The following is a 17,735-nucleotide window of genomic DNA, read 5'->3' as shown; positions in this document are numbered from 1 at the left end:
AGTGTGGTCATAATTACTGTTCTGGACGTTTGAAAAATAAAATCAATTAGATCACAAATTTAATCAAAATGGTATAATGAGAATGATAAAAAGAGCTCTGGCTATTGCGGTCATGGTACTAACAAGTTTTTCTGCTTCGGCTGGTCTGATTAATGTTGGTGGTGTTGTCTGGGATCCGGATCATGTTGATGATTTCTATGGTGGTGCAGGGGTTATTTATCAAGAGCTGGATTTAATAACAAAAGAAATAAGTGGTTTTGGTCGAGTTACCACGCTAAATGGCAGAGATAGTGAGATAATGGGTTTAAGTCCTACAGATTTATGCCCTGGCTGTGAATTAACCTTTCACTTTGGTGGTTATACAATTTCTGATGTTGATGATGTTGGTAATATTATTGATGCTGAAAATGAATACGAAGGAGGCTGGATGAAGTTTTGGGTCGATTTTACACCGGATGCTTCAGACGCCACGGCTAGTTTATTAACTTTTGCTAACACTGGTGATGATGGCGGTACTAATGCACTATGGCTTAGCTTAGTCGGACATATTATGGAAGACACTGAAACTACCTTTAAGGGGATTTTAGGGTCAGTCGCGCTTACAGGACAAGGCGCACTGGATGTTGTTGGTGGTGGCTTGGGTGGTTTGGCTGCTGGAAATATAGATACTACTTTAATGCCGAATTCACCTCTTGCTCTACCTAATGGTACCATGACAGATATTACCTTTACTTCAGGCTTTACTAAATTTCCAACAACACAACCAATACCTGGTCAATTAGTCGCTTATGGTACTGCTAATTTTAGTGGATCGTCAATCCCAGAACCTGGAACGCTAGCTGTTTTTGCTTTAGGGTTAATTGCTTTAGCTATTAGAGTAGGTAATAAAAGAGTTTAAATATTCAAATTAATATACTGTTAAGCCAAAAAGCCTTCAACTATGAAGGCTTTTTTATTTGCTGTAATACTGCATTATTATTATGTAAAAAATTCTGACAGTATTGTTGATGTTTGCGCAACTACTAACTCTGATATCAACTAACTGCCGCCACTGACGATGGCGCGAGTGCTAATGCCACTAGTAATTAAAGCCGCATTACTAGGCAACTCTTCATTACCTGCCAGTAAGTAAATAACTTGTTGGCCTTGCTGAGCAAGCTCTAACGCATGTTGGTAATTTACTAATATAGTTGAGCTGATACTTTGCGGATACTTTTCTGCATCACGGCGCACATATTCAATCAACTCTATATTTACCGCATCGTCATAAAAAACAGCATCAGCAAACTGTAAAGCGCGGTGAGCGTTTAAGGTTAAATCATCGGGGTTACCAGCTTTGGTATGGATAAAAATTATTGCGCCAGCCGGAGGCGCAATTTTTTCTTTCAAGCTGGCAATTAACTGCTGCTCAGCTTTGTGTTGGTTACCATCCAGTAAATTTTGCCCGATTGCACCACGCAAGGTGTTTTCCCAAAAGGTGCGGCGATTGCGTATACCTTTAATACGGGCTTTGACATGGTCACGAAATTTTAACGAAAAATCAGCCAGACGACCATAACCCTGCGGTAGAGTTTTCTCTATTTGCTCGCGTAACATGCGTATGAGAATAGGAGCGCTACCTGAGCTTGATAAGGCAATAATCATAGGGGAACGATCAATAATAGCTGGCGTGATATAAGTGCATAGGGCTGGTTGATCAACCACATTGGCCAGAATGTTAAATGCTACCGCTTCATGATAAACACTTTCATTGACTGTTTTATTATCCGTGGCGGCTATTATCAAAGTAATGCCGTCTAATAAACCGGCTTGATAGTTATGTTTTAACCAGGTGAGTTGATTTTCGCTAATCAAACGTGCCACGCCATCAGTAACGCTGGCTGACATTATGGTGATTTTTGTGGTGGTTTTTAACAGTAATTCAATTTTACGGGCGGCCACATCGCCACCACCAACCACCATGGCATTAATTTTACTGCCATCAAGAAAAACGGGAAAATACTTCATCTACTAACCAACTCAATTACATCTCTTTATCTGCCCACATTAACATAGCAATAAACAGAAAACCTTAATCTGAATTAAGTTGACCTTTTCATTGTTGATAGTTAGGTGTTAGAACGGCTATAGCTCACCTAATGTTAACCTTGCTTCACTAACCGCTAAACCATTGGTATCGCCATAAATAGTCCAGCCAGGAATAAAGTCAATACCAGCAAAATTTACGACAATGTTAATGTCACCGACACCTAACTTTTCTGTTTTTATTGGATTACAACCAAGGGCTTTTACCGCAATCGCTAAAGTGGCAATAGTGCCCGCATCACGAATACAGCCATTGATAACCACAGCCTGCCAATTATTTTTAACCGCATTCTCTGCAATCATATCGCCTAATAGCGCCCGCTTCATACTGCCTTTACCATCAACTACTAATACCTTACCGGTACCATCGGTCGCTAATAGCTCTTTCACTTTGGAATTATCTTCAAAGCAAGCAACGGTGACTATTTCGCCAGAAAAAATAATGTTTTTACCGTAATCATTAAAGGGTACCTGTACGAGGGAAAGTTGTTCAGGGTATTGATCAAAGAGATCAGGCAGTAAATCCAGCATGGTAATTTCCGTTTTATCATTTATTATGCCTACTCTAGCAGTAATGAATGATAAACTAGCATCAAGCTTATTTATGGCTACTATTTACCAATTATATCTACTCTTTGCACTAACGACAAAGGCAAGTATAACAAGTAGCAGCAAACACCAAATACCAGTAGAGAATATCAGATGCCTTGGATACAACTTAGATTAAGTGCCAACGAAGATAATGCCGAAAAATACAGTGACTGGCTCACAGCCTGTGGCTCACAAGCCGTTACTTTTCTCGATGCCAAAGACACACCCATATATGAACCACTACCCGGTGATGAGGTTATCTACTGGTCGAATACCGTCGTTATGGGCTTATTTGAAGCTAGTCATGATATGGACAAAGTTATCCATTACTTGCAAGGTATTCACCCTGATAAAGAGCAAATGCAATACAAGCTAGAACAATTAGAAGACAAAGACTGGGAACGTGAATGGATGGACAACTTCCACCCAATGAAATTCGGCCAGCGTCTATGGATTTGTCCTAGCTGGCGCGACGTGCCAGACCCTGACGCGGTAAATGTTATGTTAGACCCAGGCCTGGCTTTTGGTACAGGTACACACCCAACCACAGCATTATGTTTAACTTGGTTAGATGGCTTAGACCTTCAAGATAAAACCGTGGTTGATTTTGGTTGTGGCTCAGGTATTTTATCAATAGCGGCCCTAAAATTAGGTGCCAAGAAAGTTATTGCTATTGATATCGATCCACAAGCACTACAAGCAAGTCTTGCCAATGCGGAGCGTAACAATGTTTCCGATAGACTTGAATTATATCTACCTAAAGATCAGCCTAAATTTAAAGCCGACGTCGTCGTGGCAAATATTCTCGCTGGACCATTGCGCGAGTTAGCGCCTACTATCATTGAATTCGTTGGTGATAAAGGTTTATTAGCGTTATCAGGTGTCTTAGAAGAGCAAGCACAAACACTACAAGAAATTTACGGCCAGTGGTGTGACATGGCGCCAATTAGCGTACAAGAAGAATGGGTTCGTTTAAACGGACAACGTAAGTAAGCTTTAGAATCAGCCGCGAAGTGTTATTCCTCAAGTGTCATCCCCGATTTTTATTGTCGGTGAGCCAGGGCTTTCTTAGATACCCGTTACCATTCAAGATGCATGTTACAGGACTCAGCTTAAGAAGCAACACGCCATGAACCCTCTAATGATTCACTTATTTCTGGCGTTTCGGGTTCATATATAGTGACTCTATTTCGACCCGAGTGTTTAGAGTCATAAGTAGCAAAATCGGCATCAGCTAATAATTTTTCTAAATTAAAGCCCGATCTTTTTACATCGGTAACACCAAAGCTGGCGGTAATGCTAAAATTATTACCAGACTCTTCGGTAATGGTGTTTTCAATGGCAGCCCTACAAGCTTCGGCGAGTCGCACCGCGGCTTCAATATTACAACTTGGTAATAAAATACAAAACTCTTCTCCGCCTAGGCGAGCAAAAACATCATTTGTACGGCCGATAGTTTTACACACTCTAATCGTTTCTTTGAGTGCCCAATCGCCACAGATATGGCCAAAAGTATCATTAATTTTTTTGAAATGATCTAAGTCGAACATTATTAGGCTTAAATCTTGTTGAGCCGTTTTACAATATTTTAATGTACTCACGGCTAGTTGGGTAAAGTGTCTACGGTTATAGATACCGGTTAGTTCATCATACTCAGACAGTACTTTGACCCGTTTATGAGATTGCCATAAACGCGCGCCACCAAGGGTTAACATAATAATGATCAAAGTCATTACCGTTATAATTAGCTGAATATTGGCTACTTTAGTATTTGACAATACTTTTTCAGCAGCCAAAAAATCATTTTCTTTATTGAGTAATTTAATTTGCTTTTCATGTTCAAAAGCTTGCAACTCAGCCAGTTTGAATGCCAAATACTTAGATTTCTCACCTTCTAAGCGCTCTGTTTCTGCTTCACTAAATTTCTCATGATAGCTCAATGCTAAATCGATATTTTTTTCTTGCTTAGCAATAAGATAAAGAAGCCTGTAGCTGTCAGTATTCTGAAAAGCATTGATGTACTTATTGGCTTTCACTGCTTCTAATGCGTACTTTTTTGCATCAAGTAAGTTATCTAATTTAAAGTAACTATTAGCTAATATGTTATGCATACTAACTGTTAACATAGGATAGAGTGTTGCGTTGATTTCATCGTAGTGGGGCAATAAGGTCATAAGGGCTTTGTCAGCTTTAAGCGCCTTTAAGTATAATTTTGCTCTATATACACGAATAATATTGGTATATACCTTATTCTCAGCATTGATGCATATGCTTAGAGCGGCATCAATACTTTCATCATCCGGTTTTGCTTGTTGAAGGTTCATCCTTGCTTCAAGTGATAACTGCTCGACAAAGCAATTATGTTGCAGGGATAAGTTTTCTCGTTTAATTAAAGCAACATCGTTAAGGACTAAATTATACTGTTGGATTTGGTTGTAAAACATCATGGTCGTAAGGATACTTACTTGATAATGCTCCTCATCTTTAATTAAAGAGAGCATTTCTTTATTTAAAGCAATATGCCTTAAACCGTCAGACCAGTCCTTTTTTGCTGCGGCAACGTTTATTAACGTGTAGTTAGCTCTAAACCTAAGCAGGTTATTTGCACTAGATGTTAATAATTCTGTTAATAGATTATCTGCTAGATCATATTCACCACGGTAAGTTGCTAAGTACCCTTGAAGAAATTGATAATAATAACCTTGCTCAACATTAAATGAATCTTTTATCTGCGACAACTCGAGCAATAATTTTTTGTATACCAGTGGGTCATCGCGTCTATTTCTATCCGCTAATAAAAGCTTATCTGATATCTCTTTAGACGTTACTCTCAATGATTGCTGAGATGTTATTGTATTTGGTTGAAAGGTTGTCGATGCGACCACTTTACTTGGTATAACCCAAGCTAAAGTGGTCATAGATATCCATAGGAGTATGGGCCACCTCTTTGAGAGACAACTGTCTTTTAGTTCCTTTAAAATGCAGATGTTTTTCATGTTTAGCTTATTGTATTTTAAACGTTAGTTGCGAATGTCTTGATGCAAGTGAAAATTTCCATCTCATTACCATCTTCTGGGACCATCAATGGCACACATTTAATCATGGGTAAATCATATATTGTCTCAGCTAAACGTTCGATGTTTTTACTGCTAATGGCAAAAACTTGAGATTCAGTGAGATCGGTAGTAACTAACATACTCGTTAGTGCACGATCATTACTTAGTGAAGAGTCACTGGCCATTTGTATTAATACCTCAATTACCTTATTCATACTACTTACCTCCATGTTATTTAATTATTAATGTATTTACCGTTTTTCTTTGCTCGCTTATAACACCAGCGTTAATTCAGGACCATTTTTTATACGATCTTCTTTTTTATCTATTGCAGCTAACTTCGCTAGTATTGCCTCGTTAGGCTGCATTTTTCTGCACGGTGGAATTACCAAGGTGGTATGCATAAATAGTTCAGCATCAACAAGGTCGGTTAAGGAAATTTTGTCCTCACGCATGGCATCAATGGCAATGCCCTTAGCTTGATATAAGATAACTTGATGATCTGCTGGATAATGCTCAAGCAGTAGATCAACTAATACCTGACGATAAGCTTTCCCCGTAGAGAACTTACCTAAAGACTTATCGCCAGCAAGGGCGACCTGCCATAAAATTAAATGTGCAGCGGTATCAATGTTACGTTTATAGAACATAAACTGACTGGTTTCATAATGAATGCAGCCAGTCTTTCCCGGATCTATAGCTAAATCAGCATAAAGACAATCTTCAGCAGAAATACCAGGTTCCATGGTCGCAGGTAACTCTTCTAATTTGGCTTTTTTAATGGCTCTATGACTAACACAGGCAAATACACCGGGGTGGCCATAAAAGGCGGCAACAACTTTTTTACCGTCGCGCACCTGGCTTAGAATAGCCTCGACCATTTCGTTGTAGGTTATATTGCGATTTTTGCCTTCCTGGTAGAAGCGTTGCAGGCAGCGGACATCCGTATTGATTTCTTCTAGCCACTTTTGCGCAAAACCATTAGCCATCAGTGAGAATACTATGTCGGCTTGTTCGATATGGCTTCTAGCGATAGGGCTAATATGCGCGCCTAAAGTCATGCCAGTACCCACACAGACTAAACTACCTGACATAATAAATTCCTTTTAGTTATTATTAAATTTGTCTTGAGAACTGTTTGATAACGACTTGTAAACTAGCAAAAAGTAAAGTTTTACACTTGTAGCTATTTTGTAACTAAATTAGCAGAACTAAGCATAGGGAGCAATCAGTATGTGACTAAATCGACTTGTTTTTATCTGTAAACTTAACTAATAGAGCATTGCATTCTATTAGCTGGTTATAGCGGCGGATGTGTGCGTAATAATCTTACTTTGCCACTGATCTTGATCAAAATACTGATAACCATAATCTGTGGTGGTATCTTGTAAACTAGCTTCGTAGACATAGCCGATTTTTTTCAATATACGTTGCGTAGCTCTATTTTTGTTCCGATAAAAAGCATTGATTCTATTAATATTAAGTTGTTTAAATCCGTATTCCATTATCGCGGCAACGGCTTCTTCAGGTAACAATTTTCCATTGGCTTTAGTGGCTAACATAATGCCAATTTCAACTTGTTCAATAGTTGCACTGCTTGCTTTAGTGGCTTGTCTTGCGGCTAACCAAGAAAATGCTTGTGTACCTATTATTTCATTGCTTTTGTTATCAATAATTGCCCAAGTGCGTACCGTATTTTTATCTAGCTTGTTGGCTTTTAAGGCACGATGAAAAGCCGCACTCGCTTGTTTTTGTGTTAGCGGCTCGCCAATAATACGCATCATTTTTTTATCTGTGTATTGATAACAATAAAAACTTTCGTCTGCGGTTATTAATGGCCTGATTAATAACCGTTCAGTGGTAAAACTATGCATGAAATTCTTAATAAATAAAATTGCTGAAATTGCTAAAACTGATTGTGGTAGATAAGTAGCAGTTAGCAGTTAGTTGTTAGTGGCTTAGCTATAGCTCCATGAGCTATCTAATTTTTCTTCTGCTTCATTTGCCGGCACCTCAAAAAGAGTGACCCTATTACGACCTGAATTTTTTGAGGCATAGGCAGCAAAGTCAGCATCAGCCAATAGCTTGTCTAAATCAAAACCAGAGCGCTTAACATCAGTAACACCAAAGCTGGCGGTAATGGTAAACTCACAACCAGACGCATCCGTAATTATATCTTCAATAGCAGCGCGACAAGCTTCAGCCCTAAGCATAGCCACATCAATATTACAGCTAGGTAATACGATGCAAAATTCTTCACCACCTATACGGGCAAAAATATCATTTTTTCTCCCGATACTTTTACACGCTTTTGTCACTGCTTTTAATGCCCAATCACCACAAGCATGACCAAAACAATCGTTAACTTTTTTGAAGTAGTCTAAATCGAACATGATCAAACTCAAATCTTGCTGAGCATTTTTGCAATACTTTAACGCGCTATTAGTTACCTGAGTATAGTGACCACGATTAAAAATACCCGTTAGTGAATCCCACTCTGCCAGTTCTTTCACCCGTTTATGTGTGCGCCAAAAGCGTAAGGCAAATAAGACTAGCGCGACAATAATGAAGGTTAATAACACCAAGACTAAATGTCTGTTTGCTATTTTCGTTTCAGCTAATGCTTGTTCAGCAGCAAGTACATTGTTTTTCTCATTTAATAAATCTATTTTATTCTGTTGTACCAGGTTCTTATTTTTAGCTAACTGAAAAGCTAAGTTTTTAGTTTTTATGTCATCTGAATACAGTCTTTCTAACTCGGCATATTTTTCGTGAAAGTTCAGCGCAGAACTGGGATTGTTTTCTGTTTTTGCTATTTGGTAAAGTAGTTGGTATGTTCTAGTGGCTTGGTTAACATTATTGTTGTTTTTATTGGATAACAGTGCTTTTTCTGCATAATGCTTACTGCTAGCTATATCATTAGCTTGCCAGTAAGCTTGTGCTAGAGTGTTGTTTACCCCGGTAATTAATTCAGGGTAATAGCTACTGTCTAGTTCTTGCATATAGGGTAATAGGCTATCGAGTGCGCCATTTACATCTTGTTCAGCTAAATAGGCTTTTGCTTGATAAACACGAATAATACTGGTGACCATAATATCATTCGTTTTTTTACAGCTATTGATTGCAATAGCTGTATCAGGATCACTACTTTTTAGTTCATTTAAATAAAACTTTACTTCAAGGGCTAATTGTTTTGATATACAGTCAAGTTTTGGTGATAAAATTTGTGCTGATAACTCTTTGATATAATGTAAGGAGAGATCATATTGCTTCATATTTTTATAAAAAATAATGGTAGTAATTAAGTACGCCTGATAATAGTCACTATTTTCTATTGATGTCGATGTCTTAATATTTGTGGCAACTAGTTCTAAGCCCTCATACCACATTTTTTTGACAGCATACACATGTACTAAGGTGTAACTGGCGCGAAACTTAGTTAGCTGGCTAGCATCGGACGCCAGGATGCTTTTAAATTGCTTTTCTGCTTTATCAAGTTCACCTCTGAAAGTATAGCCATAACCTTTTAAAAAATTAAATAAATGCTGCTGTTCTATAGTGAAGTCGTCTTTTATCGACAGGTTTTGCATTAATTGCTGGAATTTTAATGGTTGAAAACGTCTTATTTCATCGGCAAGTTTAAGTGTCGCTGAAATATCATCCTGATGAGTTAGGATTAGTTGTTCTGAAAGAACAGGATTGGGTAAGTTTTCTTGTTGGCCACTAGCTAAATTGCAGCAAGTGACTAGCCATAACAATAGTACTCCTTTAATGTGAAGTCGCTTATATTTATTACTTTCAATTGAATTTGAATTCACAGCAGCACTATTCCTTTAGCTGGCTAATTTTACAATTTAGTCTTATTAGCCATTAACGGCGCAGTTAAGATGATTTTTAGCTTCATCATTATTAGTTTCTTCTTGATTTTCCTGCTCATTGTCTTCAGGGGCAACTACGATTGAACACATAGATACAGGGAAGTCAGTAATAGTTTCAGCTAGGCGTTCACTGTCCAGTGCTAATATTGCTTGTTTTTGTTCATTTGAAATATCGGTGTTTGCTAATAGTGCTGTTATTTCTTTATTAGTTATTAAGCTTGCATCATTCGCCATCGTTGCTAATACGTTTATTACCTTACTCATACTGCTTACTCCATTTTATTGTTTTTGTGAAACCTGTTTAAGGTGTTAATTGATAAAATTAACTATTTTTAATCCATTACCTTGGCTGCTAAATTAGCAGGTTTAAGGGGTAGATGGAATGATTAGCCTTGATTTTACTAACAATGTTTAATCGGCAAGCTGCGATATTACTTTAACTTTTATGTATCGCCGAGCGTTTACTATGTAAGGCAAACTTATTAGCGCTCAGTTGCTGCTCTGCTAATAAGGTGAAGTAGGGCGTAATGTCCTTTTCTGGATATTGCCACATTAGTTTCTTAAAACTGGCTAAGTCTTCACTTTGCGCTTGGTTGAAAGACTATGGGTAACTTAACGCAGGAGTAATATTATGCTCAGTGAAGTAGTCGCTAAAATCAAAGCTTTTATTTAGCTGGTGATAAGCCAGCCCTAAAATGCCATTGGCATCAGCAAATGTTTTACTTTACTTTGCTGAATGAACTAAGGCTACGGGTGTATTCGTTAGTTTCATGCTCTGACTTTTTGCTATGTCTTGCGGGTGTTCAGATTCATGGCAATGTCCATGAATATTGATACTGGTATAAATAAACGGGCCATTCCAGCGGCCAACACCGTAGTTAACTTCTTGAACTGCGCTGCTAGCCGTTAACTTTTTATCAAGATTTTCTGGGTAAGCGGAGCTTTTACCACTAGGGTACTGCTACCGGTGTCGAGTAACAGATTTACCGGCGATTTTTCACTGCCAAGGTGTAAAGTAACACTGTAGTCACCTTTGCCAAATACATTGCTCATTGGCATTCTTAAAATAGTATTTAGGGTCTTTGTCATTATATTTATAATTATTATTGCTTTAGCAATTAGTTTGCCAAGTGGTGTTATTTTACTCTGCCACAGTTGCAGGCGTTATTCGAGCTAAGTTTCGCCATATTTGGCTTTGTCTTTTTTTGGTGTATTTGTCAACAAATTTGTGAGTAAATTGTACGATTTACGCTCACATTAATGCTTTAATAAATGTCAATATCAAAAAGGTAAAAATAATCAAATATTGTTCAAATTCTATGCTTTTCAATTGAAATAAAGCCGTGTAAACTTAGCGCCCTTTTGTAAGGTAGCTTAAAAAAACAGCAGTATGAAAATAGGCACATATCAACTTAATTCGCAGGTAATACTTGCTCCTATGGCAGGAATAACCGATCAACCTTTTCGACAATTATGTTGTCAATTGGGTGCGGCTTTAGCGGTTTCTGAAATGCTTTCGTCAAATCCGAAAGTGTGGCATACCGAAAAGTCTAAATTGAGAATGTTGCATAGTGATGCCGCAGGAATCCGCAGTGTACAAATTGCCGGAAGTTGTCCTGATGAATTAGCTTTTGCCGCCAAGGTTAATGCTGATAACGGCGCACAAATTATTGATATCAATATGGGCTGCCCAGCAAAAAAGGTAAATAAGAAATTAGCGGGTTCTGCTTTATTAAAAGAACCAGCACTGGTTGAGCGTATTGTTCAGGCTGTGGTAAAAGCGGTAGATATTCCGGTTACGCTAAAAATTCGCACAGGATGGTGTGAAGAGTCTCGTAATGGTATTGAAATAGCTAAAATTGCTGAAAATAGTGGTATAGCATCACTCGCAGTGCATGGCCGTACCCGTAATGACTTTTATAAAGGCAATGCGGAATACGACACCATTAAAGCAATAAAAGCGGCTATTTCAATTCCGGTAGTGGCAAATGGTGATATTACTTCACCTGAAAAGGCGCTACAGGTTTTAAGCTATACGGGTGCAGATGCCATAATGATTGGCCGTGGTGCACAGGGTCGTCCGTGGATTTTTCGAGAAATTAATCATTTCTTGGCAACGGGCAATAAAATGCTTGCACCTACATTGGACGAAGTACGTTCAATAGTATTGGCTCACGTTATGGAGTTACATCAGTTTTACGGCGATTTCAAAGGTGTGATGATTGCCCGAAAACACGTCTCTTGGTATATACATAATCTGGTTGAGACCTCCGATGGTTTCAGTACAGCGTTTAATTCTGACCAAGGCAAAGCGTTTAGAGCTATTTTTAATGCTTTAGCGTCTACCGATGAACAATTGGCGACGTTAGGCAAATTTTTTGATGATTTTGTTACTGCTCCTTCCAGGGAGCAGTACAAGTTGTCGTAGTTTTATTTTATTAACAAAAGAAAGAGTTATATCATATGTTCGAACAAAATATTTCTTCTCCATTTATCACTGGCGATATTCAAACACAAACTAAAACGTCTCCATTACGTAGCCAAGCTAAAATCGCAATTAGTAACTACTTATCACAATTAAATGGTAACGATGTTGATGATATGTATGACCTTGTATTGAGCGAAATTGAAGCGCCAATGTTAGAAGAAGTTATGATGTACACTCGCGGTAACCAAACACGCGCTGCCAACTTACTTGGCATCAATCGCGGCACGTTACGCAAGAAACTTAAAAAATACGGTATGAACTAATATCGAATTTATATTGAAAAGCACCCTAGGGTGCTTTTTATGTTTATACCAGTCCACATAAAGGCGTTCTCTCTTTAACGGAATGGTTTTAAATCACTCTACATCACTTTAAATAATCATGTAACCTCGCAAGTTAACGGCATGTCGGCACAAAGTTAGCAGTAAGTTACAACTAAAAAGGTAAATAAAGAAATGGATACTCCACGTCCAATTAAACGCGCACTATTAAGTGTTTCTGATAAAACGGGAATTGTTGAATTTGCTCGTCGCTTAAGTGAGAAAGGTGTTGATCTTCTTTCTACTGGCGGTACCGCAAAATTATTGGCTGAAAACGGCATCAAGGTAACTGAAGTGTCTGACTACACCGGTCACCCAGAAATTATGGATGGTCGTGTTAAAACATTACATCCTAAGATACATGGCGGCATCTTAGCCCGTCGTGGTATTGATGAAGCGGTAATGGCAGAAAACAATATCAGCGCAATTGATATGGTTGTGGTTAACTTATACCCATTTGCTAATGCAGTAAGTGATGAAAACTGTTCATTAGAAAATGCTATTGAAAATATTGATATTGGCGGCCCAACTATGGTTCGTGCTGCGGCAAAGAACCATAAAGACGTGACTATTGTTGTTAACGCACATGATTACGACCGTGTATTAACTGAATTAGATAACAACAATGATTCACTAACCTATAAAACACGTTTTGATTTAGCGATTGCTGCTTATGAGCATACCGCTAGTTATGACGGTATGATTGCTAACTACTTTGGTAAAATGTTACCCGCGTACGGCGAGAAAGACTCTACTGCTTCCTTTGAAAATAAAGTGAAATTCCCACGTACTTTTAATAGCCAGTTTATTAAAACACAAGATTTACGTTACGGTGAAAACTCGCATCAAGAGGCTGCTTTTTATAAAGAAGCTAACCCAGGAGAAGGCTCCATTTCTACTGCGACTCAATTACAAGGCAAAGCATTATCTTATAACAACATTGCTGATACTGATGCCGCGTTAGAGTGTGTTAAAGAATTTGATGAACCAGCTTGTGTAATCGTTAAACATGCTAACCCTTGTGGTGTTGCTATTGGTGATAATATTCTAGCGGCTTATGAAGGTGCTTATAAAACTGACCCTACTTCAGCGTTTGGTGGCATTATCGCTTTTAACCGCGAATTAGATGCTGATACAGCTGAAGCCATTGTTTCTCGTCAATTCGTAGAAGTAATTATCGCGCCAAGCATTTCTGCGGCTGCAGCAAAAATTGTAGCTGCTAAGCCGAACTTACGTTTATTAGAATGTGGCCAGTGGCATAGCAAATCGACTGGTTTTGATTTTAAACGCGTTAATGGCGGTTTATTAGTACAAGATACTGACCACGGCAGCGTAACGAGTGACGAGTTAAAAGTCGTTACTAAACGTAAACCAACAGCAGACGAAATGCGTGATCTACAATTTTGCTGGAAAGTAGCAAAATACGTTAAATCTAACGCCATCGTATATGTTAAAAACAGCATGACTATTGGTGTCGGCGCAGGCCAAATGAGCCGTGTATACTCAGCGAAAGTTGCTGGTATTAAAGCTGCAGATGAAAACCTAGAAGTTAAAGGCTCTGTAATGGCATCAGATGCATTCTTCCCATTCCGTGATGGTTTAGATGCAGCCGCTGAAGCAGGCATTACAGCAGTAATTCAGCCAGGTGGCTCTATGCGTGATAACGAAGTTATTGCCGCAGCAGACGAGCATAACATCGCCATGGTATTCACCGGAATGCGTCACTTCCGCCACTAAAATTGCTCCTTGTCGCTGCTAAGTCCAATTTAGGCGTCAAAAGTACTCACTGACATTCGTCAGCTCCGTGCTTTTTTCTTGAAATTGAACAGAGCAGCTTAAAGGAACTTCATTTAGGTTCGATGATTTAGTATGAAAGAAAGCAGTGTTGATTTATTTACTTACATTAAAATCAACGCTGCTTATTTGTTTAATACCACTTAAATTAATTAAGGTTACAGTTTTCAATGAGGGTAAAAGTTCAGTAACAAGGCGCTTGGTTGACTAATAGCTGGCTATTAGGATTGAAAGCAACGACGTTATTGAATTTTTAGAGCATTTGACAATGAATTCTTAATTAGTGTAATTGGTATGATATCTGTTATAAATATTGCCGTTAATTAATACCTTAATCGTTATATGAGATATATCGACTTAAATACTAATAATTCTTTCAAGGACCATAGTTATGACAATTAAAACTAACGCGCTTAAATCAATCGCTATTGCAGTAACCTTAAGCTGCAGTGCAATAAGTTTATCTGCAACTGCGCATGACACTCATGCCCATGAAGCTAATGCCAACAATAGCGTTTCTTCAAAGGCACTTGCAAACGCAGTTGCTGGTGATCATCGTACCGCTAAAAACAAAGCGCGTGATCAATATCGTCACCCTATTGAAACGTTAAATTTTTTCGGTTTTACCCCAACCATGACTGTCGTTGAAATTACCCCAGGTGGCGGCTGGTACACAGAAATATTAGCGCCGGCGTTAAAAGGCACGGGTAAATTATACGGTGCCCATTACCCAGACACGGGTGAAGATGACTACTATAGTAATTCACGTAAAAAATTAGTGAAAAAATTAGCTTCAGACGTGGTTTTTAGTGAAGTGGTTTTAACCGACTTTACCCCACGTCAAGAAAGTGAATTAGCACCACAAGGTACTGCCGATCTTATCTTAACCTTTAGAAATCTACATAACTGGAAAGATGCCGGTGTTGAGCAAGTATTTAAAGATGCTTTTAATGCGTTGAAGCCAGGTGGCGTTTTAGGTGTGGTTGAGCACAGATTACCAGCGGGCGCTGATGCCGAAAAAGCAGGAGGCTATGTTTCAGAAGCAAAAACAATCAAGCAAGCTAAAGCTGCTGGTTTTAGATTTGTCGCGTCGAGTGAGATTAACGCTAACCCAAAAGATTTAGCGCAATATACAGTCTGGACGTTACCGCCTTCATTAGCATTGGGCGAAAAAGACAGAGCAAAATATTTAGCGATTGGCGAAAGCGATCGCATGACTTTAAAATTTGTTAAACCAGCAAAGTAAGTGTTGGTTTAGCGCATAAGAAAATAAATAGGAAAAACATATGAAAATCTTAGTTATTGGCGGCGGTGGTCGTGAACATGCACTAGCATGGAAAGCGGCTCAATCAAGTCAGGTTAGCAAAGTGTTTGTTGCCCCAGGTAATGCTGGTACAGCAAGCGAAGCAAAGTTAGAAAATGTTGCTATCGATATTAGTGACAATGCTGCCTTGGTTGCTTTTGCTCAAAGTGAAGACGTTGCCTTAACTATTGTTGGTCCTGAACAACCCCTTGTTGATGGCGTTGTTGATGCTTTCCAAGCGCAAGGTTTAGCTATTTTTGGTCCAAGTGCCAAAGCCGCTCAGCTTGAAGGTTCAAAGTCATTTACTAAAGACTTCCTAGCTCGTAATAATATCCCTTCAGGTAGCTATGAAAAATTCACTGAAGTTGAACCAGCACTTGCTTATGTTCGTGCCCAGGGCGCACCCATTGTTGTTAAAGCCGATGGTTTAGCCGCAGGAAAAGGCGTTATAGTTGCCCTTACCGTTAAAGAAGCAGAAGACGCTATTACCGATATGTTAGCGGGTAATGCTTTTGGTGATGCGGGTCATCGCGTAGTGATTGAAGAGTTTCTTGAAGGTGAAGAAGCAAGCTTTATCGTCATGGTTGATGGTAAGAATGTTTTACCAATGGCAACAAGCCAAGATCATAAACGTGCCTTAAATGGTGACTTAGGTCCAAACACTGGCGGTATGGGTGCATATTCTCCCGCAGCAGTGGTAACTCCTGAAATCCATGATCGTATTATGGCCGAAGTTATTATGCCAACGGTTGCAGGTATGGCAGCCGAGGGCGCACCTTACAGTGGTTTCTTATATGCAGGCTTAATGATAGCAAGCGATGGCACGCCAAACGTCATTGAATATAACTGCCGTTTTGGTGATCCTGAAACGCAACCTATCATGATGCGCTTACAATCAGATTTAGTTGAGCTATGTTTAGCCGCTACCCGTGGTGAATTAGATAAAGTAACCATCGACTTTGATAGTCGTGCTGCCGTCGGTGTGGTGCTTGCCGCACAAAGTTATCCAGCGAGTTACCCTAAAGGTGATGTGATTTCAGGCTTAGATGCTAACAATAATGTCTCAGCAAAAATATTCCATGCCGGTACTAAGCTTAATGAGCAAGGTGAGGTAGTTACTAATGGCGGCCGTGTACTCTGTGCAACCGCATTAGGTAATACAGTAACCGAGGCGCAACAAACCGCTTATGAACTATTGCACCAAATTAGCTGGCAAGGTGTAGAGTTTAGGACAGATATCGCTTACCGCGCTATTGCCCGTGAACAAGAAAGTACTTAACTAAAACTAGAACACAGCTAGTGTAATCGTAGAGAGGGTAAGAGGGTAAGAGGGAAAGATCATCTCAATGATCTTACTACTCATTTAACCTGTGATCATCTAGTTAACTATACAAAAACCGACCTTAGTGTCGGTTTTTTCATTATTTGCTAGAAAGTAAGCTTATGACTGCACTATATCAGCCGCTTTAGTTGCACTAAGTGCTAGGTTAAAAGCCTTGTCAAAATTGAGCCTTGTGTAAAAAAATGACCAAGGATCCTATGTGATCGTGCTTTATAGACCAATATGAAAGCGATATGTATAATAAATACGCGAACGGGCGGAAAGGTGAAAATAACCCTTGATCAAAAATGAAAAGTCTCTAAAATGCGCATCAAGTTCCAAGGGGTAACCCAAAGAGCTGTTTTGATAAGTTATCTACTTCCTTTTAAGGTAAATCAGCTAACTTAAGCTACGTTTTAAAGTGTTTTAAAATACTTAACTTTTAATTAAAATAAACGTTGACATCAAAACTCGGAGGCGTACAATGCGCATCCTGCTTCGGGCAAACGGCAACGTTAGCAAGGAGCGAAGGTACTTAGCGAATGCGACTAAGACCTCTTTTCTTTAACAATTAGTTATCATGCAATTTGTGTGGGCACTCACATTAATGTTGTTTTACATAGTTTTCCTTTCGGGGAGAACAAAAACGCTTAATGAATGATGTTCATGCAAATAAATATAAGTTACTTATTTCTAGCGAGATAGGTAGCGACTATGTAATGCTTCTTTTACTTGTAGGCGGGCTTATTTTTTAACGAAAGTATTCACGCATTACTTTTAAAAGAAACGACAGAATTCATTGAGCAGTAACACATCGCTTGCGATGAGGTTACACAAACGATTTTTAATTGAAGAGTTTGATCATGGCTCAGATTGAACGCTGGCGGCAGGCTTAACAC

At 38.9% G+C, this 17,735-nt stretch carries 16 protein-coding genes; 7 read left to right on the top strand and 9 right to left on the bottom strand.

The genetic code is table 11. The features are described from left to right. Window positions 1-82 precede the first annotated feature (82 nt). On the top strand, window positions 83-898 hold the full coding sequence (locus MTCD1_RS17130; RefSeq protein WP_057179511.1) for a PEP-CTERM sorting domain-containing protein: 816 nt from the start codon (window positions 83-85) through the stop codon (window positions 896-898). A gap of 140 nt (window positions 899-1,038) precedes the next feature. Here the strand turns inward: MTCD1_RS17130 and MTCD1_RS17125 are convergent, their stop codons facing one another. Together MTCD1_RS17125 and MTCD1_RS17120 are read right to left on the bottom strand one after the other, a co-directional pair. Continuing rightward, on the bottom strand, window positions 1,039-2,007 hold the full coding sequence (locus tag MTCD1_RS17125) for an NAD(P)-dependent oxidoreductase (RefSeq protein ID WP_057179512.1): 969 nt from the start codon (window positions 2,005-2,007) through the stop codon (window positions 1,039-1,041). Window positions 2,008-2,124: 117 nt separating this feature from the next. Continuing rightward, complete coding sequence (locus tag MTCD1_RS17120) at window positions 2,125-2,616, bottom strand: putative 4-hydroxy-4-methyl-2-oxoglutarate aldolase (RefSeq protein WP_057179513.1); 492 nt, start codon at window positions 2,614-2,616, stop codon at window positions 2,125-2,127. Between the two features lie 171 nt (window positions 2,617-2,787). Between MTCD1_RS17120 and prmA the strand changes: the two genes are divergently transcribed. Next, the gene (prmA, locus tag MTCD1_RS17115; RefSeq protein WP_057179514.1) at window positions 2,788-3,669 is read left to right on the top strand and encodes a 50S ribosomal protein L11 methyltransferase; all 882 of its coding nucleotides are present in this window, start codon (window positions 2,788-2,790) and stop codon (window positions 3,667-3,669) included. A 119-nt stretch (window positions 3,670-3,788) separates the two neighbouring features. On the opposite strand, the gene MTCD1_RS17110 is transcribed toward prmA, so the two are convergent. From MTCD1_RS17110 to MTCD1_RS21300, 7 genes are all read right to left on the bottom strand, one after another. Beyond that, window positions 3,789-5,594 carry a GGDEF domain-containing protein gene (locus MTCD1_RS17110; RefSeq protein WP_057179515.1) on the bottom strand — a complete coding sequence of 602 codons (1,806 nt, stop codon included), beginning with the start codon at window positions 5,592-5,594 and terminating at the stop codon, window positions 3,789-3,791. A 95-nt stretch (window positions 5,595-5,689) separates the two neighbouring features. Beyond that, window positions 5,690-5,947 (bottom strand): hypothetical protein, encoded by a 258-nt coding sequence (locus MTCD1_RS17105; protein WP_057179516.1) that lies wholly within the window; start codon window positions 5,945-5,947, stop codon window positions 5,690-5,692. 57 nt (window positions 5,948-6,004) lie between these two features. Continuing rightward, the gene (locus MTCD1_RS17100) at window positions 6,005-6,826 is read right to left on the bottom strand and encodes an SAM-dependent methyltransferase (protein WP_057179517.1); all 822 of its coding nucleotides are present in this window, start codon (window positions 6,824-6,826) and stop codon (window positions 6,005-6,007) included. A gap of 198 nt (window positions 6,827-7,024) precedes the next feature. Beyond that, entirely contained in the window at window positions 7,025-7,606 is a 582-nt protein-coding gene (locus MTCD1_RS17095) for a GNAT family N-acetyltransferase (protein ID WP_057179518.1), read from the bottom strand. Between the two features lie 84 nt (window positions 7,607-7,690). Next, window positions 7,691-9,550, bottom strand: a complete 1,860-nt coding sequence (locus MTCD1_RS17090; protein WP_143760136.1) for a GGDEF domain-containing protein — start codon at window positions 9,548-9,550, stop codon at window positions 7,691-7,693. Window positions 9,551-9,595: 45 nt separating this feature from the next. Continuing rightward, entirely contained in the window at window positions 9,596-9,874 is a 279-nt protein-coding gene (locus MTCD1_RS17085) for a hypothetical protein (RefSeq protein ID WP_057179520.1), read from the bottom strand. A gap of 642 nt (window positions 9,875-10,516) precedes the next feature. Then, a complete protein-coding gene (locus MTCD1_RS21300; RefSeq protein ID WP_157447784.1) occupies window positions 10,517-10,663 on the bottom strand; it encodes a hypothetical protein in 147 nt (48 codons plus the stop codon). 337 nt (window positions 10,664-11,000) lie between these two features. On the opposite strand from MTCD1_RS21300, the gene dusB reads away from it, so the two are divergent. The 5 genes from dusB (at window position 11,001) to purD (ending at window position 16,794) form a co-directional block, all read left to right on the top strand. Then, window positions 11,001-12,038 (top strand): tRNA dihydrouridine synthase DusB, encoded by a 1,038-nt coding sequence (gene dusB, locus MTCD1_RS17080; protein WP_057179521.1) that lies wholly within the window; start codon window positions 11,001-11,003, stop codon window positions 12,036-12,038. 35 nt (window positions 12,039-12,073) lie between these two features. After that, the gene (fis, locus tag MTCD1_RS17075) at window positions 12,074-12,361 is read left to right on the top strand and encodes a DNA-binding transcriptional regulator Fis (protein ID WP_019029596.1); all 288 of its coding nucleotides are present in this window, start codon (window positions 12,074-12,076) and stop codon (window positions 12,359-12,361) included. Between the two features lie 192 nt (window positions 12,362-12,553). Further along, a complete protein-coding gene (purH, locus tag MTCD1_RS17070) occupies window positions 12,554-14,155 on the top strand; it encodes a bifunctional phosphoribosylaminoimidazolecarboxamide formyltransferase/IMP cyclohydrolase (RefSeq protein ID WP_057179522.1) in 1,602 nt (533 codons plus the stop codon). 448 nt (window positions 14,156-14,603) lie between these two features. Then, the gene (locus tag MTCD1_RS17065) at window positions 14,604-15,458 is read left to right on the top strand and encodes a class I SAM-dependent methyltransferase (RefSeq protein ID WP_057179523.1); all 855 of its coding nucleotides are present in this window, start codon (window positions 14,604-14,606) and stop codon (window positions 15,456-15,458) included. A gap of 40 nt (window positions 15,459-15,498) precedes the next feature. Continuing rightward, the gene (purD, locus tag MTCD1_RS17060) at window positions 15,499-16,794 is read left to right on the top strand and encodes a phosphoribosylamine--glycine ligase (protein WP_057179524.1); all 1,296 of its coding nucleotides are present in this window, start codon (window positions 15,499-15,501) and stop codon (window positions 16,792-16,794) included. Window positions 16,795-17,735 lie beyond the last annotated feature (941 nt).

It is taken from the genome of Colwellia marinimaniae, assembly GCF_002207865.1.
Taxonomy (GTDB): Bacteria; Pseudomonadota; Gammaproteobacteria; order Enterobacterales; family Alteromonadaceae; genus Colwellia; species Colwellia marinimaniae.
Note: the sequence above shows the minus strand (reverse complement) of the source record. Positions and strands in the feature narration are given on the sequence as shown.

Bases quoted from the DNA above. Each gene is read 5' to 3' on its own strand.
- MTCD1_RS17130 (WP_057179511.1), top strand. From the start codon at position 83: ATGATAAAAAGAGCTCTGGCTATTGCGGTCATGGTACTAACAAGTTTT.
- MTCD1_RS17125 (WP_057179512.1), bottom strand. From the start codon at position 2,007: ATGAAGTATTTTCCCGTTTTTCTTGATGGCAGTAAAATTAATGCCATG.
- MTCD1_RS17120 (WP_057179513.1), bottom strand. From the start codon at position 2,616: ATGCTGGATTTACTGCCTGATCTCTTTGATCAATACCCTGAACAACTT.
- prmA (WP_057179514.1), top strand. From the start codon at position 2,788: ATGCCTTGGATACAACTTAGATTAAGTGCCAACGAAGATAATGCCGAA.
- MTCD1_RS17110 (WP_057179515.1), bottom strand. From the start codon at position 5,594: ATGACCACTTTAGCTTGGGTTATACCAAGTAAAGTGGTCGCATCGACA.
- MTCD1_RS17105 (WP_057179516.1), bottom strand. From the start codon at position 5,947: ATGAATAAGGTAATTGAGGTATTAATACAAATGGCCAGTGACTCTTCA.
- MTCD1_RS17100 (WP_057179517.1), bottom strand. From the start codon at position 6,826: ATGTCAGGTAGTTTAGTCTGTGTGGGTACTGGCATGACTTTAGGCGCG.
- MTCD1_RS17095 (WP_057179518.1), bottom strand. From the start codon at position 7,606: ATGCATAGTTTTACCACTGAACGGTTATTAATCAGGCCATTAATAACC.
- MTCD1_RS17085 (WP_057179520.1), bottom strand. From the start codon at position 9,874: ATGAGTAAGGTAATAAACGTATTAGCAACGATGGCGAATGATGCAAGC.
- MTCD1_RS21300 (WP_157447784.1), bottom strand. From the start codon at position 10,663: ATGAGCAATGTATTTGGCAAAGGTGACTACAGTGTTACTTTACACCTT.
- dusB (WP_057179521.1), top strand. From the start codon at position 11,001: ATGAAAATAGGCACATATCAACTTAATTCGCAGGTAATACTTGCTCCT.
- fis (WP_019029596.1), top strand. From the start codon at position 12,074: ATGTTCGAACAAAATATTTCTTCTCCATTTATCACTGGCGATATTCAA.
- purH (WP_057179522.1), top strand. From the start codon at position 12,554: ATGGATACTCCACGTCCAATTAAACGCGCACTATTAAGTGTTTCTGAT.
- MTCD1_RS17065 (WP_057179523.1), top strand. From the start codon at position 14,604: ATGACAATTAAAACTAACGCGCTTAAATCAATCGCTATTGCAGTAACC.
- purD (WP_057179524.1), top strand. From the start codon at position 15,499: ATGAAAATCTTAGTTATTGGCGGCGGTGGTCGTGAACATGCACTAGCA.